Genomic DNA, 19,835 nt, shown 5'->3' with positions numbered 1-19,835 from the left:
TGGGGACGGGGGTGCGGCGGACGACAGCGTTTGGCCGGTCAGCTGGGGAGCTGACCGGCCATCGCGCTGTCCGGCCCCGTCCGTCCCTCCGGCTCCAGGGGCCCGCCGGCCGCCCGTGCGGGCGTTGCACGCCCTCCGTGGTCGGGGGCTCGCGGGGGGCCCGTACGCTCCTCGCGTGGTCGAAGACAGCAGTGTGCTCCTCGGCGGGCTCCGGCGGCTCGCCCGATTCGCCGCGCACCGGGCCGGGGTGCCGGGCTCCTGTGCCGCCTGCGGCGGGGCCCTCGGCGGGGACGTGCTCGCCGACCGGGCGGACGGGACCGTCGTACGCCACGGCGCGGCCGTCGCCAAGGCGCACGCCCCCGACGCCGACCCCGGCGGACATGCCGCCCGGGTGGCCGTGGCCGCCGACCCCGCGCTCCGGGGCATCCTCCTGCCGCCCCTGCCGCTGCCGGAGGACGCCGAGGTGGCCGGCCGGACGGTCACCGTGTGGCCCTACGGCGTACCCGTCGACCCCGCCGACCCGGACGCCGCCCCCTGGGAGGAGACCGCGCGCCTCCTCGCCCGCCTGCACCGCACCCCGCCGCCCGCGGGCCCTCTGCCGCCGCACCGCGGACCGGCCAAGGCCGCCCGGGCCGTCGCCCGGCTCCTGGCCGGGGCCCCGCAGCCCGACGCCGCGCCCGTCCTGCGGGCCTGGGCGGGGCTGCCGGCCTGGGCCCGAGGCGAGGCGCCCCCGCCCCGGGCGGACGTCCTGTGCCACGGCGACCTGCACCTGGGGCAGCTGGTCCGGCATCCCGCGCCCGACGGCCCCTGGCTGCTCATCGACGTCGACGACCTCGGCCTCGGCGAGCCCGCGTGGGATCTCGCGCGGCCCGCCGCCTGGTACGCGGCCGGGATCCTGCCGCCGGACATCTGGGCGGCGTTCCTCGCCGCCTACCGCGCCGCCGGCGGCCCCGCCGTCCCCGCCGAGGGCGACCCGTGGCCGCAACTCGACGTCCCGGCACGGGCCCTGACCGTGCAGACCGCGGCCCTCGCGCTGGTCAAGAGCGCCGCGGAGAACCGCTCGCCGGACGAGGTGGAGCGGCTGATGCTCGACGCCTGCGCCCGAATCGCTTCCGTCCGAACCGACTTGGACGGATCCGCGTCATCGTAGGGTGAGCACATCATCCGAACGGCGAGGAGTTGAGCCGAGCATGCAGTGTCCCAAGTGCCATGCCCCCATGCACACGTACAACCGCAGCGGCGTGCAGATCGAGCAGTGCAGCGGCTGCCGGGGGATCTTCCTGGACTACGGCGAGCTGGAGGCCCTGACCCGCCTCGAGTCCCAGTGGGTCCCGCAGGCCCCGCCGCCCGCCGCCCCGCCGGCCGCGCCCGCCTGGGGCGCCCCGCAGCAGGTGCATCACCACCACCACGGCGGTCACCACCACCAGCGCGGCTTCGGCCGGATGCTGTTCTCGTCCTGACGCGAACGCACGACGGAGCCCCCGGTCGCACTGGGCGACCGGGGGCTCCGGGTGGTGGACGATACTGGGATTGAACCAGTGACCTCTTCCGTGTCAGGGAAGCGCTCTCCCGCTGAGCTAATCGTCCTCGGGACCACGACCCGCGGGTCATGGGCACTGCGTGCGCGATACTGGGATTGAACCAGTGACCTCTTCCGTGTCAGGGAAGCGCTCTCCCGCTGAGCTAATCGCGCGGGGATCCTCGCGGACCAGGTCCTCACGGACGGATCCGTGCAGACCAGTGGACGATACTGGGATTGAACCAGTGACCTCTTCCGTGTCAGGGAAGCGCTCTCCCGCTGAGCTAATCGTCCTTGGAGGTGGAGACGGGATTTGAACCCGTGTAGACGGCTTTGCAGGCCGTTGCCTCGCCTCTCGGCCACTCCACCCGGAGTGATTCGGGGGTTCGGGAAGATCCCCCACATCGAGCGGACGACGAGATTCGAACTCGCGACCCTCACCTTGGCAAGGTGATGCTCTACCAACTGAGCCACGTCCGCTTGTCGTTTCCGTTTCGCTTGCGCGTCCCGGCGACGTGTTGAACTCTAGCGGATTCCCCGCCCAGTACAAAAACGCGTTTCCGCAGCGTGCTGACCTGTGGCCGAGCCGACGCCGATCGACCGGCCCCGCCGGGGTCACTCCGCGTGGCCTCCCGCTCGCTCCGCACGCCCCCGCGCGAGCCCCCACCTAGACTCGAGCCGTGCACGACCTCGCTCCCCTGGCCCGCTTCGGCGGCCTCGTCGCGACCGACCTCAGGGACGTCACCCACGATCCCGAGGCGCTCGACTCCACCGGCTTCTGGGCCGTCGCGGCCGACTTCGAAGGCAGGCTCACCTGCGCCCGCTTCGCCGACGTCCGCCCGGCCGCGGTCCCCGCGCCCGTCGCGGGCGCCTGGCGCGGACCGGCCCCCGACGCCTGGACCTCCTCCCTCGACCGGGCCGCCTACACCGAAGGCGTCCGCCGGGTCCGCGCCCACATCGCGCGCGGCGAGGTCTACCAGGCCAACCTCTGCCGGGTGCTCTCCGCCCCGCTGCCCGACCCGGAGGCCGCCGACGTCGACGCCCTCACGGCGCTGCTCGCCCGCGGCAACCCCGCCCCCTACGCCGGAACGATTCGGCTCCCCGGGCACGGCGTGGAGATCGCCACCGCCTCGCCCGAGCTGTTCCTGCGCCGCGAGGGCGCCCGGATCTCCTCGGGCCCCATCAAGGGCACCGGCCGCACCGCCGCCGACCTGCTGCCCAAGGACCACGCCGAGAACGTGATGATCGTCGACCTGGTCCGCAACGACCTCGGGCGCGTCTGCGAGACCGGCACCGTCAGCGTCCCCGCCCTCTGCGCCGTCGAGGAGCACCCCGGCCTCGTCCACCTGGTCTCCACCGTGAGCGGACTGCTGCGCGACGACGCCCGCTGGAGCGACGTCCTCGCCGCCGCCTTCCCGCCGGGCTCGGTCACCGGCGCGCCCAAGTCCAGCGCGCTGCGGATCATCGAGGCTCTGGAGACCGCGCCCCGCGGCCCGTACTGCGGAGGCATCGGCTGGGTGGACGCCGACGCCGACACCGCCGAGCTCGCCGTCGGCATACGCACCTTCTGGGTCGACCGCGACGAGCCCGGCGGCCCCGTCCTGCGCTTCGGCACCGGCGCCGGCATCACCTGGGGCTCCGACCCCGAGCGGGAGTGGGACGAGACCGAGCTGAAGGCCGCCCGGCTGCTCGCGGTAGCGTCGGGCGCGTACGAGGCGAGCGAAAGGGCCATCTCTCTTTGAACGCGACGAACGCGACGAACGCGATGAAGCTGTGGGTCGACGGCGCGCTGCGCGACGAGGCCGACGCCCGGTTCTCCGTCCTGGACCACGGACTGACCGTGGGCGACGGGGTCTTCGAGACCGTCAAGGCGGTGCGCGGCGAGACCTTCGCTCTCACCCTCCACCTGGAGCGGCTCACCCGCTCCGCCCGGGGCCTCGGCCTGCCCGACCCCGACCACGACGAGATCCGCCGGGCCTGCGCCGCCGTCCTGGAGGCCAACCCGATGGAGCTCGGCCGGCTCCGCATCACGTACACCGGCGGCGTCTCCCCGCTCGGCTCCGAGCGCGGCGACGCCCGCCCCGGCCTGGTCGTGGCCCTTGGGGCGACCGGACGGCGCCCGGACAGCACCGCCGTGATCACCGTCCCGTGGACCCGCAACGAGCGCGGCGCGCTGGTCGGTCTCAAGACCACCTCGTACGCCGAGAACGTCGTCGCGCTCGCCCGGGCCCGTGCCGCCGGCGCCTCCGAGGCGCTGTTCCCCAACACGCGGGACCGGCTCTGCGAGGGCACCGGCTCCAACGTGTTCGTGGTCCTCGACGGGCGCATCCACACCCCGCCGGTCTCCTCGGGCTGCCTCGCCGGCATCACTCGGGCGCTCGCGGTCGAGTGGACCGGAGCGGAGGAGACCGACCTGCCGATGGACGTCCTGGAGCAGGCCGACGAGATCTTCCTGACCTCCACCCTGCGCGACGTCCAGGCCGTGCACCGGGTCGACGGCCGCGAGCTGCCCGGCGCGCCGGGCCCCGTCACGGCCAAGGCCATGCGCGTGTTCGAGGAGCGGGCCGCGGCCGACGCCGACCCGCGCCTGTAGCCCCCCGCGGCCCGGCGAATCCCGGGCAACCCGGCAAAAGCTGGTGACGCCGGGCCGCAGGGCAGGTAGAACAGCCGTGATGACCACCACCCTGCGGCCGGCCGGGCCGCTCGAGACAGCCGCCGACGGCTCGCGCAGCCGCGTGTACGAGGTGTGCGTGAACAGCAGGCCGGTCGGCGAGGTCCGGCTCGCCACCGACGCCGCGTTCGGCCCGAAGGCCGGTGTGATCAAGTCCCTGCGGATCGACGAGGCGGACCGGCGGCGCGGCCGCGGCACGGTCGCCGCCCTCGCCGCCGAGGAGGTGCTCCGCGGCTGGGGCTGCACCCGGGTGCTGGTCTCCGTGCCCGCCGACGCCCCGATCGCGCAGCGGATGACCGAGGCCCTCGGCTACACCGAGGTCAGCCGCAACATGCTCAAGGAACTCACCGGCCCGCTCCCGGCCCTCCCGGAGGACATCGGCGCGCGGCCGATGACGCAGGAGGAGTTCACCGTCTGGGAGGCCGACGCCCGGCGGTCCTTCGCGGCGAGCTGGACCGCCCGCGGCGTCCCCGCGGACCAGGCCCGCGCCAAGGCCGAGGCGAGCCACCGCGAACTGCTCCCCGAGGGGCTCGCCACCCCCGGCACGGCCCTGCAGGTCGTCGAGCGCGACGGCGCCGTCGTCGGCCGGGTCTGGACCGGACGGCGGAAACTGGCCCCGGGCGTGCACGGCGGGTACGTGTACGACGTCCACGTCGCCCCCGAGCACCGCGGCCTGGGCCTCGGCCGCGCCCTGATGCTCCTCGCCGAACGCACCACCGCCGAGGCCGGCGACCGGCTGCTCGGCCTGCACGTCTTCGCCGAGAACACCCCGGCCCTGCGCCTGTACGACTCCCTCGGCTACCGCACGACCCACGTCAACAGCGGCAAGCCCCTGCTCTGACGGGGGCCCGCTCAGCCCTGCGCGAGCAGGCGGTCGGCGATCTCCTCGATGCGGGCGCGCAGGCCCTCCTGGGACTGGCCGCCGTCCAGGCGCTCGTCGTCGACGACGTACGTCGGCGTGCCGGTGATCTTGATGGCCTGCCCCTCCGCCTGGTCGGCGTCGACGGTCAGCAGATGCCGGCCGTCGATCAGCGCCGTGTCGAACTCCTCGGCGTCCAGGCCCAGTTCCTCCGCCACCTCGAGCAGCACCGGCTCGCCCCGCTCCGCCAGCTCCCCGGTCCTGGCCAGCAGCGCCTCCGCGTACGCCCAGCCCTTGCCCTGGTCGGCGGCCTCCTCGGCGGCCTGCGCCGCCGCGTACGCGTGCTTGTGCTTCGGCAGCGGGAAGTGCCGCAGCCGCACGTCCAGCCGCTCGCCGTACTTCGCGCGCAGCGCGCGGACGTCGTCGAGGGCGCTCGTGCAGTCGGGGCACTGGAGGTCGAACCAGGCCTCGAGAACGACGGGGGAGGAGGGGTTACCGGTGGTGGACTCGCTCATGGGGCCAGTCTTCCAGCCCGCCGCCGCGCCTCCCAACCGGGACCTGGGGAGGAGGCCGCCCCGGAGATCCCCCGGAGATCCGGGGCGCGGCCGCCGCCGTCGTGGCCCCGGAGGGCCGCCGCGGTGCAGGATGGAAGGGACGTGACGCCCCGTGCCGCCTGGAGGACCGGATGCTTGCCGAGACTGTCTGTTCCGCGGTGGCCGCGGCCGGCCTGGGCATCGCCGCCATCACGGCGTACCGCAGGCGCTTCCTCGCCGCGACGAGGATCGCCGCCTACGCCCTGGTGCCGCTCGGCCTGGTGATGACCGGGGCCGTGCAGTGGCTCGCCGACACCGCCTTCAGCCCCGCCGCCTGGCTCGGCTTCGGCGTCCTCGGCGTGGCCTGGGCGCTCTTCATGACCGCCCGCACCGTCGAGCGGCACCGCGGCGGGGACACCAGGACCAGGGGCCGGAAGCGGGCGGCCGAGCCCTCGGCCTCCGCGCCCGTGCTCGGACGGGGGCGGCGGGACGCGGCGCCGAAGCCCGGGACCGGGGCGCCCGCCGACGACTTCAGCGACATCGAGGCGATCCTCAAGAAGCACGGCATCTGACCGCGCCCGCGCCGGCCCCCGTAGGGCCCCGGCCGCGCCCGCCGGTCCACGGGATCCGGTGAACTGCCGCGGTCGTGGGGCGTGTTGCCGGACCTCCCGGACCGGCTCTGCGTCATCATCGCCCCGAGATGCTGGAAACCTCGCGGGATCGAGTCCCCGCCCCCACGAAGGAGCCGCGCGGCTGTCTGTTCGCGCTCTCCCAGCCGCCGCTGATGATCTTCCTCGCCGTGATCGGCTGCCTGCTGCTGATGGCCGCCGTGCACGACCTCTTCCTGCTGTGACCGTGGTTCCCGCTGGGCCCGGGGGCGGCGCCGGTCAGCCGGCCGCCTCCTTGCGGCGCGCCCGGTAGGCGGCCACGTGCAGACGGTTGCCGCAGGTCCGGCTGTCGCAGTAGCGGCGCGACCGGTTCCGCGACAGGTCGACGAAGGCCCGCCCGCAGTCCGGCGCCTCGCAGCGGCGCAGCCGCTCCTGCTCCCCGTTCACGACGATGAAGGCCAGCGCCATGCCGCAGTCCGCGGCCAGGTGGTCGGCGACGGACGCGCCCGGCGCGAAGTAGTGCACGTGCCAGTCGTAGCCGTCGTGGTCGGTGAGCTGCGGCGTCGTGCCCGCGGCCGCGACCAGCTGGTTGATCAGCGCGGCCGCCACGCGTGCGTCGGGCGCGGAGAACACGGCGGCGAACCGGCCGCGGACCTCCCGGACGGCCGCGACGTCCCCGTCGTCGAGCTCGCCGACGTCGCTGAAGGAGTGCGTGCGCACGAACTCGTACAGCCAGGCGAGGTCCAGGAGGTCGCCCCGCTCGCCGTCCGCAGCGGTGTTCATGAGGTCGACGACGAGGTCGAGGGCGATCCGGGTGTCGTGGGGGATCAGCACGTTCCGCTCCCTGGCCAGGCTGCGGGCGGGCGCCCGCCGAATTCCGCTGACTCTAGCGGCTTCCGTCCGTCGTGCCCGGAGTGGGCCGGAACGGGGCCGAAAGCATGCGGTGCGCGTGCGGTCGCCCGGGCGGGGACGCCGGCGCCCGCACCACGTCGATGCGCGGTGCGGGCGCCGATCCCTGCCGTATGCGGTTGTCCGCGCGGCGCCGTCTCCCCGAGTCGGACGGCGCCGTGCGGCTCTCGGCCTGGCTCAGCTCGTCAGCTGTCGGCCAGGATGTGGGAGAGCTCCGTGTCGAGGTCGAAGTGGCGGTGTTCGGTGCCGGGCGGCACCGCGGCGTCGGTCCGCTTCAGGAACGACTCCAGGGCCCGCGCGGGGGCTTCGAGCAGGGCCTCGCCCTCGGGAGAGCTCAGCGCGATGCAGACGACGCCCTGACCGTGGCTGCGGGACGGCCAGACACGGACGTCGCCGGTTCCGGTGGGCCGGTGCAGACCCTCGGCGAGAAGGTCGCGCGCGAAGACCCACTCGACCGTCTCTTCGGCTCCGGTGTGGAAGGTGGCGTGCACGGCATAGGGATCGGCCGTGTCATACCGCAGGCCCGCCGGTACAGGCAGTGAGGACTCGCTCGACACAACGAGGCGCAGGTGCAGCTCGCAGCTGACCGTGGTGTTCATAAGCGCCAGGGCCTTTCGCTCAGTGTGCGCTCGGGGATTCGCACGTCGGCGAAATCGACATGCCACCTACGGTGCCGTTGTAAACCCCTCTGTCTGTTTTGTGAGCGTTCAGGTCGCCCGGACGGCGGTGTATGCCGTCCGGACATGACTCCGTTCCGGTGATCCGGTCCGGTCCGGTAAGTTGGGATCATGAATGCGGAGAGTGACGAGCGGAGCGCGGGGACCGCCGAGAGCTCGAACGGCCCGGACGAGAGCTCGAACGGCACGGAGAAGCCCCTGGGGTCCCGGGCGCCGGAGTTCATCAAGGCGCGGCGGACGCTTCACATGAGCTGGCAGGTCGGCGTCTTCATCGTGGGCCTGGCCGTGGTGGCCGGTGGCGTGATCATGCTGCCGCTGCCCGGCCCCGGCTGGCTGGTGATCTTCGGCGGCATGGCGATCTGGGCGACCGAGTTCGTCTGGGCCCAGCTCGTGCTGCGCTGGACCAAGCGCAAGGTCACCGAGGCGGCGCAGCGCGCGCTCGATCCGAAGGTGCGCCGGCGCAACATCATCCTGACCACCGTCGGCCTGGTGATCATCGCCGTGCTGCTGGGGATCTACCTCTGGAAGTTCGGCTTCGTGATGCCGTGGCGGATCGACCAGTGAGGACGTGGTCAAAGGAGCCCGCTGACATGGGGTAATGTTTGCGGTGCGCCCGGGCGATTAGCTCAGTGGGAGAGCGCTTCGTTCACACCGAAGAGGTCACTGGTTCGAACCCAGTATCGCCCACCACCCGGACCGAGGGCCCGGAGACTTTCCAGTCTCCGGGCCCTCGGCGTTGCCGGGGCCCGCCCGGCCGGTCAGCGCATCCGGCCGAGCCTCTCCCGCAGCCGGCGCGCGTCGCGCAGCCGCTGCTCGTACGTCGCGCCCACCGCCAGGAGCAGCAGACCCGCCAGGGCCGGCGGCAGCCAGCGGGGCAGCGCCCCGACCACCTGCACCACGTACGGCGCCAGCTCGTGCAGCGCCACCAGGGCCAGCGCAGCCCCGCCGAGCACCAGCGGCGCCTGCAGCCGGTACCGGCCGCCCAGCAGCGTCACCGCCAGCGCGCCCAGGCCCAGCACCAGCGGGCGCACCCAGTCCGGGTCCGTCCACGCGGCGATCACGCTCGGGACCAGCGTCGCCGCCAGACCGGGCCCGTACGCCGTCCACGACGACGCCTCCGGGTCCCTGCGCCGCCGCAGCACGCCCAGCGCCAGCGCCGGCAGCGTCACCGGCAGCGTGTACGCCTCCGGGGTCGTCACGTCCGAGGCCACGAGCCGCACCCAGGTCGCCAGGACGAACAGCACCGCGGCCACCCAGCCCGCCGCCCTGCGGCTCTCCGGACGCAGCGCCGTGGCCGTGGCCAGTACGCCGCACAGCGCCAGCACCAGCGCGAGCGTGGCGGGCCGCTCGAACGCGAACCCGATCGCCAGGAGCCCCACGGCCGCACCGGACAGCTCCACCGGCAGCATCAGCGGATGACGGCGCAGCCGGGCGCCCAGACCCACCGTGGCGATCGGCACCACCAGGAGCCAGACCGCCGTGCGATGGTCCGGCAGGCCCGCCGCCCGCGTCCCCGCGAGCACCAGCCCCGTCGCCGCGGCGACGGCCAGACAGGCCGCCACGGCCCGCGCACCGCGCTCACCGAGCGCCGCGACGCCCGCGAACAGCACCAGCAGCACCCCGAGCACCGTGAACGTCCACGCCCGCGTGTCCAGGCCGATCAGCACCGCCCCGACCGAGGACACCACCGCGGCCGCGAACCCGCTCCACGCCGCCGCCGTGGCCGGCACCACCGCCGCCCGAGCGGCCGCGGGCACCCCCGCACCGCCCCAGCCCGGCCAGGTGGGCGCACCGAACACCCCGGCCGGTGCCTCGGCCGTACCGCCCTCCGGCACCCGCGCGGCCCCGTCCGCGGTGCCGCTCTCCGGCGCGCCCGCGTGATCGGCGCCCGCCGGCACGTCGTCGCCGGCCCGCTCGTGCTCCACCGCAGCGGGCGCCGGCAGGTCCCGGACCAGCCACTGCGGCCGGCAGGCCACCACCGCCGCGGCCACCGCCGTCAGCAGCAGCACCACCGGACGCGGCGCGTGGCCCAGGCCCAGCGACACCGGCAGGGACAGCACCGTCGCCCACGCCACGAGCAGCGCCGCGCAGCGCGCCCACGTCCGCCGGACCGGTACCAGGGCCGCCGTCGCCGTGAGCAGCACCAGCGGAGCCGTCGCCGGGTACTCCCCGAACGCCGGCGTCCCCGGACCCGACCACACCGGCGTCGTCCGCACCGCCGAGTCCAGCAGCAGCGCCGCGGCCGGCGGCAGCGCCCACAGGACGCCCACGCCCAGCACCCCCGCGCCCGTACCGAGCGCGCCCAGCCGCACCGGACGCGGCAGCGCCGTACGCCACACCGCCGCGACCGCGAGCCCGCAGGCCACGTACCCCGGCACCACCCACTCCGGCGGCAGCGCCGACCGCAGCACGCCGCCCGCCGCGGCGACGGCCGCCAGCGCCGCCACCACGGCGCCCAGTACCGTCACGGCCGGCGTGCGCCACCCCACGTACAGCGCCAGCGCACCTCCCGCGACCAACAGGCCCACCGCCGGAACCGGGTCCGTCACCGAGAACCAGCCGCCCGTCAGCAGCGCCCAGGAACCCGACACGCACAGCCCCACGGCCGCCGTCGCCCTCACCGAGGCCGGCCGCGCCCACAGCAGCAGCGCCGCGTCCACGGCCGCCGTCGCCAGCACCGCCCAGCCCAGGGCGTACCCGCCCGCGTCCGCCGCCACCGCGGCCAGCGGCAGCGGCAGCTGCGCGGCCACCACCGCCACCGGCAGCGGGATCCGCAGCCCGCCCAGCGCCGTCCCGTACGCCGCCCACGCCCCGGCCAGCACCGCCGAGGCCGCCGCCGCGTACGCCACGCCGTCCGTGCCGGCCAACGCCACCCGGTGCAGCGCGTACGCGTCGAGCACCATGAGCACCAGACCCAGCGCGCCCACCGCCTCCGCCGTCGACGCAAGGCCGCGGCGCAGCAGCAGCACCGGCGCCGCCAGCGCCGCCGAGGTCACCAGACCCAGCACCGCGGCCCGGCCGCCGATGCCCATCGAACCCCAGCTGACCAGGGTGAAGGCGATCGCGGCGATCGTCAGCAGCACCCCGCCCAGGGTGAGCAGCACGTTCTGGGCGCTCGGCGGCGCCGTGTCCGCCACGGGCCGCTGCGGCGCGCCCCAGCCGGTCGGCGCGGGGGCCGCGGGAACCGCGGCGGCCTGCAGCAGCTGCAGCAGCCAGGCCCGGCGGGCCAGCAACTGGGACCGGCGGGCATCGAGTTGGGCCAGCTCGCGGTCGACGAGCACCAGCTCGTCGGCGGGCGGCAGAACATTTTCCATGAGGCGGAGTGTCGCCCGGAGCGCCCGCCGGGGGAATGCGTCCGGGTACTCAGATCCGCGCCTGAGTACGTACACACTGGAGGCATGGACTGGTGCCGCTACCGCTTCCGCAGCGTCTGGCAGCTCGCCGCCCCGCCGGCCACCGTGTTCGCCGTGCTCGAACGCGGCGAGGAGTACCCCCGCTGGTGGCCGCAGGTCCGCGAGGTCGTCCCCGTCGACGCGTCCACCGGCACCGCCCGCTTCCGCTCCGTGCTGCCCCACGACCTCGTCGTCACCGTCGTCGGCCGGCGCCGCGACCCCGAGGCGGGGATCCTCGAGATCGCGATGAGCGGCGACCTCGACGGCTGGGCCCGCTGGACGCTCACCGCCCACGGCGGCGGGACACGGGCCGTGTACGAGCAGGAGGTCGAGGTCCGCGGCCGGCTGATGCGCGCCCTCGCGATACCGGGACGGCCGGTGTTCCGGGTCAACCACGCCCTGATGATGCGCGGCGGCCGACGAGGACTGGCCGCCCACCTGCGGACCGTCTGAGCCGCGGGCGAGTCATCGAGTTTGAACCGAGGGCCGCCGGGCCTGTATTGTTCAACCCGTTCCCGGGCGATTAGCTCAGCGGGAGAGCACTTCGTTCACACCGAAGGGGTCACTGGTTCGATCCCAGTATCGCCCACCGGGAAAGGCCGGTCCGTCGACGACGGACCGGCCTTCTTCGTCCCCGGCGCGCTCGCGTCACGCCGCCGCGGCGATCTCCGGACGCAGCGGCCACGCCGGGTCCACCACCTCCGGTGTCCCGTTCCGCGTGAACCACGCCTGCAGCCCCCGCGCCTGCGCCGCGTGCCACATCGCCTGCCTCACGTGCAGCTCCGCCGGCGTCAGCCGGTCGAGCCGCGACGCGAACCGCCGCGCCACCGCCCGTACGACGTCCAGCGCCGCGACGGCGTCCGCCGCCGCGTCGTGAGCCCCGGTCAGCTCCACCCCGTACTCCGCGCACAGGTCCGTCAGCGTCCGCCGGCCCTTGCGGTACCGGTCCAGATGCTTGTCCAGCACCCGCGGATCGAGCACGCACAGCGGCACGTTCTCCATGTACCGCGCCAGCGACGAGGCCCGGTGCCGGCGCAGCTCCCGGTCCAGGATCGTCAGGTCGAACGGCGCGTTCATCACGACCAGCGGACGCCCCGCCGCGCACTGCTCGGTCAGCGCCCGGGCCACCTCCTCCATCACCGGCGCGGGCCAGCGGCCGTTGCGCTGCAGGTGATCGTCCGTCAGTCCGTGCACCTCGGTGGCCGCCCGGGGCACCGGGATCCCCGGATTGACGAGCCATCGGGTGATGCGCGGGCGACCGCCCGCCGTGTCCTGGACGACGAGGGCGGCGGACACGATCCGGTCCTGCTCGACGTCAACTCCTGTGGTCTCCGTGTCGAATGCGGCCAGGGGGCCGTCGTACCAGTTCATCGACATACCGAACTCCTCCCACCTCGGCGGCAGATGGCGGCAGGTGGGCCTGTGCCGCTGCCCGAACCGGTGATACCCGGGCCGTTTGCGCCGTACGCCGGGCGGTGACAACACAGATGACGGGGAAGGAAATTGACTCATGGCCATCCCGCAGCCCGAACCCGGGGGGCCGTCCCGCACCGCAGGCACGGGCGGCGGGCTGCTGCCCCCGCAGCGCGACACGCCGCTGCGGGGCTCGCTCGCCACCACGGCCTGCATGGAGACCCTCCAGGTGGGCTATCTGCACGCGGTCGCGGCGGCGGCGGGCTGTTCGCTCTCGCAGCCGTTCCCGGACAACGGCATCGACTGGCACGTGAGCCACAGCGCTCCCGGCCACACCATCGACGACGAAGTGACCATCAAGGTGCAGCTCAAGTGCACCTACCAGCTCGCACCGCACACGCCGGGGGCCGCGCCGCCGGCGTTCTCGTTCACCCTCGACAACGAGCACCTGGCGAAGCTGGCGCGGACCCCGGTCTCGGTGCACAAGATCCTCGTCGTGATGATCGCGCCCCGCTCCCAGGAGGACTGGCTGCGGGCCGGCCACGACCGGCTCGACCTCAGGCACTGCTGTTACTGGATCAATCTGGCCGGCCACCCCGTCACCGGACGGCGCCGGACCACCGTGCGGATACCGACCGCGCGGATCTTCGACGACCGGGCGCTCTGCGACATCATGGCCCGGGTCGGGGCGGGAGGGAGACCCTGATGCACTGGCCGATCGACGAACCCGAGGGCGGTTCCCTCCGTTTCAGGCCCCACCCCCCGGCCTCCGCCGGCGAGCCCGGCCTCCCCGACCCGGCCCGGGTGGACCCCCTCGTCCTCGGCGCGCTCCTGGACCGGCACGGCTGGCGCCGGCGCGGCGGCGCCGCGGGCCGGTACGCCCGCTGGACCCCGCCCGGGCCCGGCGGACACCGCACCAGCCTCCTGGTGCCCGAGAGCCGGGCCTTCCCCGACTGCGAGGACCTGCTCGGCGAGGCCCTCACCGCGCTCGCCCGCAGCGGCACCCCCTCCGCGCGCGAGGTCCTGGTCGGCCTCAGCCTGCCCAGCGACGAGATCCGCTGGACCCGCGACGTGCCGCAGGGCCCGTCCGGCGAGATCACCTGGACCGCGCAGGAGCAGCTGCGCTCCGCCGCCCGGCAGCTGCTGCTCGCCGGCGCCCTGGCGGTGCGCGGCCGCGCCGGCTACCACGGCGGACGGCACCGCCGGCAGGCCCGGGCGTCGCTGGAGAGCGTCGTCGTCGGCGCCGCCCCCGGCGGGCGCGGCCTGACCGCCTTCGTGCCCGTGGACGGCGGCCGGCCGCTGGCCGTGCGGCTCTACCACGCGCTGCACGCGGCCCGGGAGGCCGTCGACTACCAGCGGGCCACCGGCGGCATGGACGCCTTCGACACGGCCGTCCAGGCGGGCGTCAGCCGCGAGCTCACCGAGGCGCTGGTGGCGCTGGTGCGCGGGGCGGAAGGGGCCAGGGTCGCACTGGCCTGGGCGCCCGCCGCCGGGCCGCCCGAGGGCTGCGCGGCGCGGCCCGAGCCGGTGGAGTTCTCGCCCGGCGACCTGCCCGCGCTGCGGGCGGCCGGCGCGCGGTACATCAGCGAGGAGCCCTCCGTGCCGGTGCGGATCACCGGCGCGGTGGTCCGGATGCGCCGCTCCGGCACCCGGGGCGAGGGCACCGTACGGCTGCGGGTGCTCGCCGGGGCCGAGGTCCCGCACGTCCGCGTCGCCCTCGACGAGGAGGCGTACCGGACCGCCGTCCACGCCCACCTCGTGGGCCTGCCCATCCGGGTCGTCGGCCGGCTGGAGCGGCGCGGCGGCTTCCGGCGGCTCACCGACGCCACGGACGTCGTCCCGGTGCAGGTCGACGACGCGGAGCGGGACCGGCTGATGAAGTCCCTGCACGAGAACCTGGACTTCTTCGAGGAGGCCTGCGGGGGCGACTGACCGGGGCGTCCGGGCACGCCACCGGGCCCCGGTCCTGCGGAAACCGTTTCGCGGCCGGGGCCCCGGGGTCGGTACGATCGGCGACGACGCGGCACCTCGTCTCTGCCGCGGACCGCCGGCGCCGGCACCTCGTGTCTGCCTGCGCCCTTATGTTCTGGAGTACCCGTGTCTGATGTCCGTGTGACCGTCCAGTCCGCCTCAGGATCCGAGGATCGGGCGGTGAGCGCGGGCACCACGGCCGGCGCCCTGTTCGCCGACGACCGCTCCGTCGTCGCCGCCCGCGTCGGCGGTGAGCTGAAGGACCTCGCGTACGAACTCGCCGAGGGCGATGTCGTCGAGGCCGTCGAGATCTCCTCCGAGGACGGCCTCAACATCCTGCGCCACTCGACCGCGCACGTCATGGCCCAGGCCGTGCAGGAGCTCTTCCCCGAGGCCAAGCTGGGCATCGGCCCGCCGGTCCGGGACGGCTTCTACTACGACTTCGACGTCGAGAAGCCGTTCACCCCCGAGGATCTCAAGGCCATCGAGAAGAAGATGCAGGAGATCCAGAAGCGGGGACAGAAGTTCTCCCGCCGCGTGGTCTCCGACGAGGAGGCCCGCGAGGAGCTCGCCGGCGAGCCGTACAAGCTGGAGCTCATCGGCATCAAGGGCTCCGCCTCCACCGACGACGGCGCGAACGTCGAGGTCGGCGCGGGCGAGCTGACCATCTACGACAACCTCGACGCCAAGACCGGCGAGCTGTGCTGGAAGGACCTCTGCCGCGGTCCGCACCTGCCGACCACCCGGAACATCCCGGCGTTCAAGCTGATGCGCAACGCGGCCGCCTACTGGCGCGGCAGCGAGAAGAACCCGATGCTCCAGCGCATCTACGGCACCGCGTGGCCGTCGAAGGAGGAGCTGAAGGCCCACCTCGACTTCCTCGCCGAGGCCGAGAAGCGCGACCACCGCAAGCTGGGCAACGAGCTGGACCTGTTCTCCATCCCGGACGAGATCGGCTCCGGCCTCGCCGTCTTCCACCCCAAGGGCGGCATCATCCGCCGGGTCATGGAGGACTACTCGCGCAAGAAGCACGAGGAGCACGGCTACGAGTTCGTCTACTCGCCGCACGCCACCAAGGGCAAGCTGTTCGAGAAGTCGGGTCACCTGGACTGGTACGCCGAGGGCATGTACCCGCCCATGCAGCTCGACGAGGGCGTGGACTACTACCTCAAGCCCATGAACTGCCCGATGCACAACCTGATCTTCGACGCGCGCGGGCGCTCCTACCGTGAGCTGCCGCTGCGCCTGTTCGAGTTCGGCACCGTGTACCGGTACGAGAAGTCCGGCGTCGTGCACGGCCTGACCCGCGCCCGCGGCTTCACCCAGGACGACGCGCACATCTACTGCACCCGCGAGCAGATGGCGGAGGAGCTGGACCGCACCCTCACCTTCGTCCTCGACCTGCTGCGCGACTACGGTCTGACCGACTTCTACCTGGAGCTGTCCACCAAGGACCCGGAGAAGTACGTCGGTTCCGACGAGGTGTGGGAGGAGGCCACCGCGGTCCTCCAGCAGGTCGCCGAGAAGCAGGGCCTCCCGCTGACCCCCGACCCGGGCGGCGCGGCCTTCTACGGCCCGAAGATCTCCGTGCAGGCGCGCGACGCCATCGGCCGCACCTGGCAGATGTCGACCGTGCAGCTCGACTTCAACCTGCCGGAGCGCTTCGACCTCGAGTACACCGCCCCGGACGGCTCCAAGCAGCGCCCGGTCATGATCCACCGCGCGCTGTTCGGCTCGATCGAGCGGTTCTTCGCGGTGCTCCTGGAGCACTACGCGGGCGCCTTCCCGGCCTGGCTCGCGCCCGTCCAGGCCACCGGCATCCCGATCGGCGACGCGCACATCCCGTACCTGCAGGAGTTCGCCGCCAAGGCGAAGAAGCAGGGCCTGCGGGTGGAGGTCGACGCCTCCTCGGACCGGATGCAGAAGAAGATCCGGAACGCGCAGAAGCAGAAGGTGCCGTTCATGATCATCGCCGGTGACGAGGACATGGCCAACGGCGCCGTCTCCTTCCGCTACCGCGACGGCTCGCAGGAGAACGGCATCCCGGTCGACGAGGCGATCGCGAAGATCGCCAAGATCGTCGAGGACCGCGTCCAGGTCTGACCGGCCACGGGCTCAGGAGCCCGACGCGCCACCGGCTCACGAGGCCCCCGGGGAATCCCCCGGGGGCCTCTTGTCCTCGTCGCGCGTGAAGAGCTGGATCAGCCAGGACGAGAAAGAGCCCGTCACCGCCCCCAGGAGCGCCAGGCCGCAGGCCATCAGGCCGACCGCGGTGAGGCGGCCGATGGGGGTGATCGGGCTGACGTCGCCGTAGCCGACCGTGGCCAGGGTGGCGCAGGCCCACCAGACCGCGTCGCCGAAGGTGAGGATGGACGCGCCGGGAGCGGTGTGCTCGTGGTGGTAGACGGTCAGCGATCCGGCGAAGCCGAGGAGCGTGACGGTGAGTCCCGCGTACGCCATGACCCGGGCGTGCAGGCTGAGCCGCGGCCGGCCGCGGCGGCGCTGGATGCGGTCGTACACGGAGAAGATCCGCAGCGGGCGCAGCAGCGGCAGGACGAGGACGACGGTGTCCAGCCAGTGCGTGCGCAGGAAGCGCCAGGGGCCGAGGCCGCTGAGCCGGTACCGGACCGTGTAGTCGACCAGGAAGACGGCCCAGGCGGCGGCCATGGCGGCCAGGAGCACGGTGTGCCAGGCGTGGGGCAGGCCGGGGGCGAGGACGTGCACGGCGTAGGCCGCCAGGTAGACCGCCGAGGCCGTGCCGAGGGGCAGGTCCATGCGGCGGTCCCAGAGTTCCTGGCGGCTGTCGTTCATCGGATCAGCATGTCCGGAAGGGCTTGGTCCGCCGCCCCGGCGACACGCTCCGAACGGGCGAAGCCATATGCTGCACAGCATGACGTTTGAGCCGGAGCAGCAGAACGGAGTGGGGACGCAGGACGCGTTCCAGCGCCTGTGGACGCCTCACCGGATGGCGTACATCCAGGGGGAGAACAAGCCGAGCGGCCCGGGGGCCGGCGACGGCTGCCCGTTCTGCTCGATCCCGTCGATGTCGGACGAGGACGGCCTGGTCGTGGCGCGGGGCCGGCATGTGTACGCGGTGCTGAACCTGTACCCGTGCAACGGCGGGCACCTGATGGTGGTGCCGTACCGGCACGTCGCCGACTACACGGAGCTGGACACGGGCGAGACCGTGGAGCTGGCCGAGCTGACGAAGCGGGCGATGGTGGCGCTGCGGACGGCGTCGGGGGCGCACGGGTTCAACATCGGCATGAACCAGGGTGCGGCGGCCGGCGCGGGCATCGCGGCGCATCTGCACCAGCACGTGGTCCCGCGCTGGGGCGGCGACACGAACTTCATGCCGGTGGTCGGTCACACGAAGGTGCTGCCGCAGCTTCTCGCGGACACGCGGAAGATGCTGGCGGACGCCTGGCCGGTGGACTGAGGCTCAGGACGTACGGCGAAGGCCGGGACCTCCCTCCGGAGGGCCCGGCCTTCGCCGTACGGGTCGCGTCAGGCGTCGTAGACGTCGGCCTTCTTGGGGCCGGGGTCCTGGATCAGGCCGCTGAGCACGAGGGAGCGGTTGGCGAAGCGCTCGGTGTCGACGCCGTGGTCGTCGAGGACCTTGATCACGGCGCTGTGCACGGCCCGCATCACAGGAGTGGCGGCGCGGATGGCGTCGTCGGCCATGAAGCGGTGCCGCCAGGGCTTGTCGGCCCAGGCGTGGCGCAGTCCGAACGGCTCGGGCAGGACGAGTTTGCCGCCGAGGAAGTCCAGGACCGGCGGGAACCAGGTGAGCGGCGCGCGGACGGCGAGGCGGACCACCTCGTCGGTGTCGACCAGGGGCAGCTTGATCTCGCGGGTCTCCCAGAACCGGACGGTCTTGGAGACCTCCCTGGTCTTGGCGGCGGGCTTCGTGGTGAAGAGCGAGTGGACCGGGCCGAGGGCGTGTCCGGTGACCTCGACGCGCAGGGTGTGCAGCAGCGAGGTGACCGTGATCATCATGGTGAGGACGAGCTGGCCGTCCCAGAGCGTGAACTGCACGCCGAGGTAATGACGGTTGCCGCTGCCGAACTGCTGGTCGTTGCAGATGCGCTGTATCTCGTGCGGCCGGACCTGGAAGGCGACGATGTTCTCGCCCTCGGGGCGGGTGACCTCGCCGGCGCCCTCGCCGATGGGGGAGACGATCCAGTGCTTGACGACCGGGGTGGGGAAGCCGGTCTTGAGGGAGCCGCGCTCCAGCAGCTTGAGCTGGTCGTGGATGGGCCGGATCACGTCCCAGGCGCGGAAGTCGTGGATCTCCTTGCCCTCCTGGGGGACGAGGTCCTCGGCGAGGGTCCAGCTGCCCCAGCGGGTGCCCATGCCGAGTATGCCCTTGGGGCCGGCGTAGAAGACGATGTTGGACTGCTGCTCGGCGGTGAGCTTCTCCAGGTTCTGCCTGAGCTCCTCGGCGGCCTCCTCGCCGGGGTGCTGGGGGACCGCCTCGGGGATCTTCGCGGCGACGCCGCCGCCGCTGAGGAGTCCGTCCCAGCGGGCGCGCAGGTCGACGGCGGTGGATTCGCAGATCCGTTTGGCGAGGAGCCAGCCGAGCGGCGGGGCGATCACCATGGCGCGCAGGTAGATCCCGAGGACGCTGTCGATGGGCAGCTTGATCAGGAAGATCACGGCGAGCAGGCCCACGCCGAGGAGCAGCGCGGTGCCGAGGGCGCCGGAGCGCTTGTCGGCGGCGCCGGCGAGGCTGCGGCGCAGCTGGATCACGCCGAGCCAGATCAGCAGTCCGGGCAGGAACAGCACCCCGAAGAACACCGTGACCAAGGTGAGTTTGATGTCGCGCTGCCGGCGGATGTTGGTGGCGGCGAGGCAGTGTTCGACGACGGGCTGCGGTTCGGTGCCGAAGGACTGGATGAGCGCCTTGCGGGCGCCGCCGAGCATGCGGACCTGGACGGCCCGGGAGAACGCCTCGCCGAAGTCGGGCCGGAAGAGGTCGTGCCACTTGCCCTTCTTGACGGTGGACTTGTGCCAGTCGTTGTTCGCCTCGAGGATCTTGTCCATCGGGCCGTCGCGGTACGCGGCGGAGGCGAGCGCGAACGTCGCCGCCGTCTGCCCGTCCGAGCCCTGCAGGGGGACCTGTGCCCCGGGTCCGTACACGATCGTCATCAGCCCCCATCGCCGCGTCCACCGCGTGATCCCTGTGCGGCCTGTTCCCAACTGCCGCGCCCCGCACACCTGCTGAGCTGGGCACCCCAGCGTATCGGGGACTCGGCGGTCACGTCAGGTGACGGCCGGATG

Annotated in this window: 20 protein-coding genes and 7 tRNA genes; 15 read left to right on the top strand and 12 right to left on the bottom strand. The window is 73.5% G+C overall.

From position 1 onward, the window contains the following. The first annotated feature begins 175 nt into the window (after window positions 1–175). Together ACNJ93_RS04650 and ACNJ93_RS04645 are read left to right on the top strand one after the other, a co-directional pair. Window positions 176–1,150, top strand: coding sequence for a phosphotransferase family protein (locus ACNJ93_RS04650; protein WP_418956035.1), 975 nt, complete (start codon window positions 176–178; stop codon window positions 1,148–1,150). 40 nt (window positions 1,151–1,190) lie between these two features. Continuing rightward, on the top strand, window positions 1,191–1,460 hold the full coding sequence (locus ACNJ93_RS04645; RefSeq protein WP_418956034.1) for a zf-TFIIB domain-containing protein: 270 nt from the start codon (window positions 1,191–1,193) through the stop codon (window positions 1,458–1,460). 52 nt (window positions 1,461–1,512) lie between these two features. Here ACNJ93_RS04645 and ACNJ93_RS04640 read toward each other — a convergent pair. The 5 genes from ACNJ93_RS04640 to ACNJ93_RS04620 form a co-directional block, all read right to left on the bottom strand. Continuing rightward, window positions 1,513–1,587, bottom strand: a tRNA-Val gene (locus ACNJ93_RS04640). 34 nt (window positions 1,588–1,621) lie between these two features. Further along, window positions 1,622–1,693: transfer RNA gene (locus ACNJ93_RS04635), tRNA-Val, on the bottom strand. A gap of 48 nt (window positions 1,694–1,741) precedes the next feature. Then, a tRNA-Val gene (locus tag ACNJ93_RS04630) sits at window positions 1,742–1,813 on the bottom strand. A 1-nt stretch (window position 1,814) separates the two neighbouring features. Then, window positions 1,815–1,888: transfer RNA gene (locus tag ACNJ93_RS04625), tRNA-Cys, on the bottom strand. Window positions 1,889–1,926: 38 nt separating this feature from the next. Continuing rightward, window positions 1,927–1,999 (bottom strand) — tRNA-Gly (locus tag ACNJ93_RS04620). Between the two features lie 200 nt (window positions 2,000–2,199). Between ACNJ93_RS04620 and ACNJ93_RS04615 the strand changes: the two genes are divergently transcribed. The 3 genes from ACNJ93_RS04615 to ACNJ93_RS04605 all read left to right on the top strand — a co-directional run bounded on the left by ACNJ93_RS04615 (window position 2,200) and on the right by ACNJ93_RS04605 (window position 5,031). Continuing rightward, complete coding sequence (locus tag ACNJ93_RS04615; protein ID WP_418956033.1) at window positions 2,200–3,261, top strand: chorismate-binding protein; 1,062 nt, start codon at window positions 2,200–2,202, stop codon at window positions 3,259–3,261. Window positions 3,262–3,284: 23 nt separating this feature from the next. After that, a complete protein-coding gene (locus tag ACNJ93_RS04610) occupies window positions 3,285–4,112 on the top strand; it encodes an aminotransferase class IV (RefSeq protein WP_418961308.1) in 828 nt (275 codons plus the stop codon). A gap of 79 nt (window positions 4,113–4,191) precedes the next feature. Beyond that, window positions 4,192–5,031 carry a GNAT family N-acetyltransferase gene (locus ACNJ93_RS04605; protein WP_418956032.1) on the top strand — a complete coding sequence of 280 codons (840 nt, stop codon included), beginning with the start codon at window positions 4,192–4,194 and terminating at the stop codon, window positions 5,029–5,031. Window positions 5,032–5,042: 11 nt separating this feature from the next. On the opposite strand, the gene ACNJ93_RS04600 is transcribed toward ACNJ93_RS04605, so the two are convergent. Next, window positions 5,043–5,564: a DsbA family protein gene (locus ACNJ93_RS04600; protein WP_418956031.1), complete on the bottom strand. Its 522-nt coding sequence runs from the start codon at window positions 5,562–5,564 to the stop codon at window positions 5,043–5,045. A 170-nt stretch (window positions 5,565–5,734) separates the two neighbouring features. Here ACNJ93_RS04600 and ACNJ93_RS04595 point away from each other — a divergent pair, with 170 nt between their 5' ends. Continuing rightward, the gene (locus ACNJ93_RS04595) at window positions 5,735–6,154 is read left to right on the top strand and encodes a hypothetical protein (RefSeq protein ID WP_418956030.1); all 420 of its coding nucleotides are present in this window, start codon (window positions 5,735–5,737) and stop codon (window positions 6,152–6,154) included. Window positions 6,155–6,282: 128 nt separating this feature from the next. Further along, the gene (locus ACNJ93_RS04590) at window positions 6,283–6,435 is read left to right on the top strand and encodes a hypothetical protein (protein ID WP_418956029.1); all 153 of its coding nucleotides are present in this window, start codon (window positions 6,283–6,285) and stop codon (window positions 6,433–6,435) included. A 34-nt stretch (window positions 6,436–6,469) separates the two neighbouring features. Here the strand turns inward: ACNJ93_RS04590 and ACNJ93_RS04585 are convergent, their stop codons facing one another. Both ACNJ93_RS04585 and ACNJ93_RS04580 read right to left on the bottom strand, forming a co-directional pair. After that, a complete protein-coding gene (locus ACNJ93_RS04585; RefSeq protein WP_418956028.1) occupies window positions 6,470–7,024 on the bottom strand; it encodes a CGNR zinc finger domain-containing protein in 555 nt (184 codons plus the stop codon). Window positions 7,025–7,284: 260 nt separating this feature from the next. Continuing rightward, window positions 7,285–7,698, bottom strand: a complete 414-nt coding sequence (locus tag ACNJ93_RS04580; RefSeq protein ID WP_015032345.1) for an SsgA family sporulation/cell division regulator — start codon at window positions 7,696–7,698, stop codon at window positions 7,285–7,287. A gap of 189 nt (window positions 7,699–7,887) precedes the next feature. Here ACNJ93_RS04580 and ACNJ93_RS04575 point away from each other — a divergent pair, with 189 nt between their 5' ends. Together ACNJ93_RS04575 and ACNJ93_RS04570 are read left to right on the top strand one after the other, a co-directional pair. After that, complete coding sequence (locus ACNJ93_RS04575; protein ID WP_418956027.1) at window positions 7,888–8,340, top strand: TIGR02611 family protein; 453 nt, start codon at window positions 7,888–7,890, stop codon at window positions 8,338–8,340. 51 nt (window positions 8,341–8,391) lie between these two features. Beyond that, a tRNA-Val gene (locus ACNJ93_RS04570) sits at window positions 8,392–8,466 on the top strand. A gap of 68 nt (window positions 8,467–8,534) precedes the next feature. Here ACNJ93_RS04570 and ACNJ93_RS04565 read toward each other — a convergent pair. Next, window positions 8,535–11,090 carry an SCO7613 C-terminal domain-containing membrane protein gene (locus ACNJ93_RS04565; RefSeq protein ID WP_418956026.1) on the bottom strand — a complete coding sequence of 852 codons (2,556 nt, stop codon included), beginning with the start codon at window positions 11,088–11,090 and terminating at the stop codon, window positions 8,535–8,537. Between the two features lie 84 nt (window positions 11,091–11,174). Here ACNJ93_RS04565 and ACNJ93_RS04560 point away from each other — a divergent pair, with 84 nt between their 5' ends. After that, a complete protein-coding gene (locus ACNJ93_RS04560; protein WP_418956025.1) occupies window positions 11,175–11,621 on the top strand; it encodes an SRPBCC family protein in 447 nt (148 codons plus the stop codon). 64 nt (window positions 11,622–11,685) lie between these two features. Next, window positions 11,686–11,757 (top strand) — tRNA-Val (locus ACNJ93_RS04555). Window positions 11,758–11,816: 59 nt separating this feature from the next. Here ACNJ93_RS04555 and ACNJ93_RS04550 read toward each other — a convergent pair. Beyond that, window positions 11,817–12,545: a 3'-5' exonuclease gene (locus tag ACNJ93_RS04550; RefSeq protein WP_418956024.1), complete on the bottom strand. Its 729-nt coding sequence runs from the start codon at window positions 12,543–12,545 to the stop codon at window positions 11,817–11,819. 133 nt (window positions 12,546–12,678) lie between these two features. Here ACNJ93_RS04550 and ACNJ93_RS04545 point away from each other — a divergent pair, with 133 nt between their 5' ends. The 3 genes from ACNJ93_RS04545 to thrS all read left to right on the top strand — a co-directional run bounded on the left by ACNJ93_RS04545 (window position 12,679) and on the right by thrS (window position 16,655). Next, window positions 12,679–13,287, top strand: coding sequence for a DUF4365 domain-containing protein (locus tag ACNJ93_RS04545; RefSeq protein ID WP_418956023.1), 609 nt, complete (start codon window positions 12,679–12,681; stop codon window positions 13,285–13,287). After that, window positions 13,287–14,513, top strand: a complete 1,227-nt coding sequence (locus tag ACNJ93_RS04540; protein WP_418956022.1) for a hypothetical protein — start codon at window positions 13,287–13,289, stop codon at window positions 14,511–14,513. The genes ACNJ93_RS04545 and ACNJ93_RS04540 overlap by 1 nt, the downstream gene beginning before the upstream one ends. Before the next feature lie 165 nt (window positions 14,514–14,678). Beyond that, on the top strand, window positions 14,679–16,655 hold the full coding sequence (gene thrS / locus ACNJ93_RS04535) for a threonine--tRNA ligase (RefSeq protein WP_418956021.1): 1,977 nt from the start codon (window positions 14,679–14,681) through the stop codon (window positions 16,653–16,655). A gap of 36 nt (window positions 16,656–16,691) precedes the next feature. On the opposite strand, the gene ACNJ93_RS04530 is transcribed toward thrS, so the two are convergent. Further along, window positions 16,692–17,363, bottom strand: coding sequence for a potassium channel family protein (locus ACNJ93_RS04530; RefSeq protein WP_418956020.1), 672 nt, complete (start codon window positions 17,361–17,363; stop codon window positions 16,692–16,694). A 67-nt stretch (window positions 17,364–17,430) separates the two neighbouring features. On the opposite strand from ACNJ93_RS04530, the gene ACNJ93_RS04525 reads away from it, so the two are divergent. Further along, window positions 17,431–17,991, top strand: a complete 561-nt coding sequence (locus ACNJ93_RS04525; protein WP_418956019.1) for an HIT family protein — start codon at window positions 17,431–17,433, stop codon at window positions 17,989–17,991. A gap of 68 nt (window positions 17,992–18,059) precedes the next feature. On the opposite strand, the gene ACNJ93_RS04520 is transcribed toward ACNJ93_RS04525, so the two are convergent. After that, the gene (locus ACNJ93_RS04520; RefSeq protein WP_418956018.1) at window positions 18,060–19,703 is read right to left on the bottom strand and encodes a hypothetical protein; all 1,644 of its coding nucleotides are present in this window, start codon (window positions 19,701–19,703) and stop codon (window positions 18,060–18,062) included. Between the last annotated feature and the right edge of the window lie 132 nt (window positions 19,704–19,835).

It is taken from the genome of Streptomyces tritici (assembly GCF_048500665.1).
GTDB classification, from domain to species: domain Bacteria; phylum Actinomycetota; class Actinomycetes; order Streptomycetales; family Streptomycetaceae; genus Streptomyces; species Streptomyces tritici.
The sequence above is the reverse complement of the archived record's forward strand: the minus strand, read 5'-3'. Positions and strand labels throughout refer to the sequence as shown.

What these genes read in the sequence shown, in the direction of transcription:
- ACNJ93_RS04600 (WP_418956031.1), bottom strand. Translation starts at nt 5,564, where the DNA reads ATGAGCGAGTCCACCACCGGTAACCCCTCCTCCCCCGTCGTTCTCGAG.
- ACNJ93_RS04565 (WP_418956026.1), bottom strand. Translation starts at nt 11,090, where the DNA reads ATGGAAAATGTTCTGCCGCCCGCCGACGAGCTGGTGCTCGTCGACCGC.
- ACNJ93_RS04580 (WP_015032345.1), bottom strand. Translation starts at nt 7,698, where the DNA reads ATGAACACCACGGTCAGCTGCGAGCTGCACCTGCGCCTCGTTGTGTCG.
- ACNJ93_RS04530 (WP_418956020.1), bottom strand. Translation starts at nt 17,363, where the DNA reads ATGAACGACAGCCGCCAGGAACTCTGGGACCGCCGCATGGACCTGCCC.
- ACNJ93_RS04645 (WP_418956034.1), top strand. Translation starts at nt 1,191, where the DNA reads ATGCAGTGTCCCAAGTGCCATGCCCCCATGCACACGTACAACCGCAGC.
- ACNJ93_RS04545 (WP_418956023.1), top strand. Translation starts at nt 12,679, where the DNA reads ATGGCCATCCCGCAGCCCGAACCCGGGGGGCCGTCCCGCACCGCAGGC.
- ACNJ93_RS04520 (WP_418956018.1), bottom strand. Translation starts at nt 19,703, where the DNA reads ATGACGATCGTGTACGGACCCGGGGCACAGGTCCCCCTGCAGGGCTCG.
- ACNJ93_RS04590 (WP_418956029.1), top strand. Translation starts at nt 6,283, where the DNA reads ATGCTGGAAACCTCGCGGGATCGAGTCCCCGCCCCCACGAAGGAGCCG.
- ACNJ93_RS04550 (WP_418956024.1), bottom strand. Translation starts at nt 12,545, where the DNA reads ATGTCGATGAACTGGTACGACGGCCCCCTGGCCGCATTCGACACGGAG.
- ACNJ93_RS04575 (WP_418956027.1), top strand. Translation starts at nt 7,888, where the DNA reads ATGAATGCGGAGAGTGACGAGCGGAGCGCGGGGACCGCCGAGAGCTCG.
- ACNJ93_RS04560 (WP_418956025.1), top strand. Translation starts at nt 11,175, where the DNA reads ATGGACTGGTGCCGCTACCGCTTCCGCAGCGTCTGGCAGCTCGCCGCC.
- ACNJ93_RS04605 (WP_418956032.1), top strand. Translation starts at nt 4,192, where the DNA reads ATGACCACCACCCTGCGGCCGGCCGGGCCGCTCGAGACAGCCGCCGAC.
- ACNJ93_RS04610 (WP_418961308.1), top strand. Translation starts at nt 3,285, where the DNA reads ATGAAGCTGTGGGTCGACGGCGCGCTGCGCGACGAGGCCGACGCCCGG.
- ACNJ93_RS04525 (WP_418956019.1), top strand. Translation starts at nt 17,431, where the DNA reads ATGCTGCACAGCATGACGTTTGAGCCGGAGCAGCAGAACGGAGTGGGG.
- ACNJ93_RS04595 (WP_418956030.1), top strand. Translation starts at nt 5,735, where the DNA reads ATGCTTGCCGAGACTGTCTGTTCCGCGGTGGCCGCGGCCGGCCTGGGC.
- ACNJ93_RS04540 (WP_418956022.1), top strand. Translation starts at nt 13,287, where the DNA reads ATGCACTGGCCGATCGACGAACCCGAGGGCGGTTCCCTCCGTTTCAGG.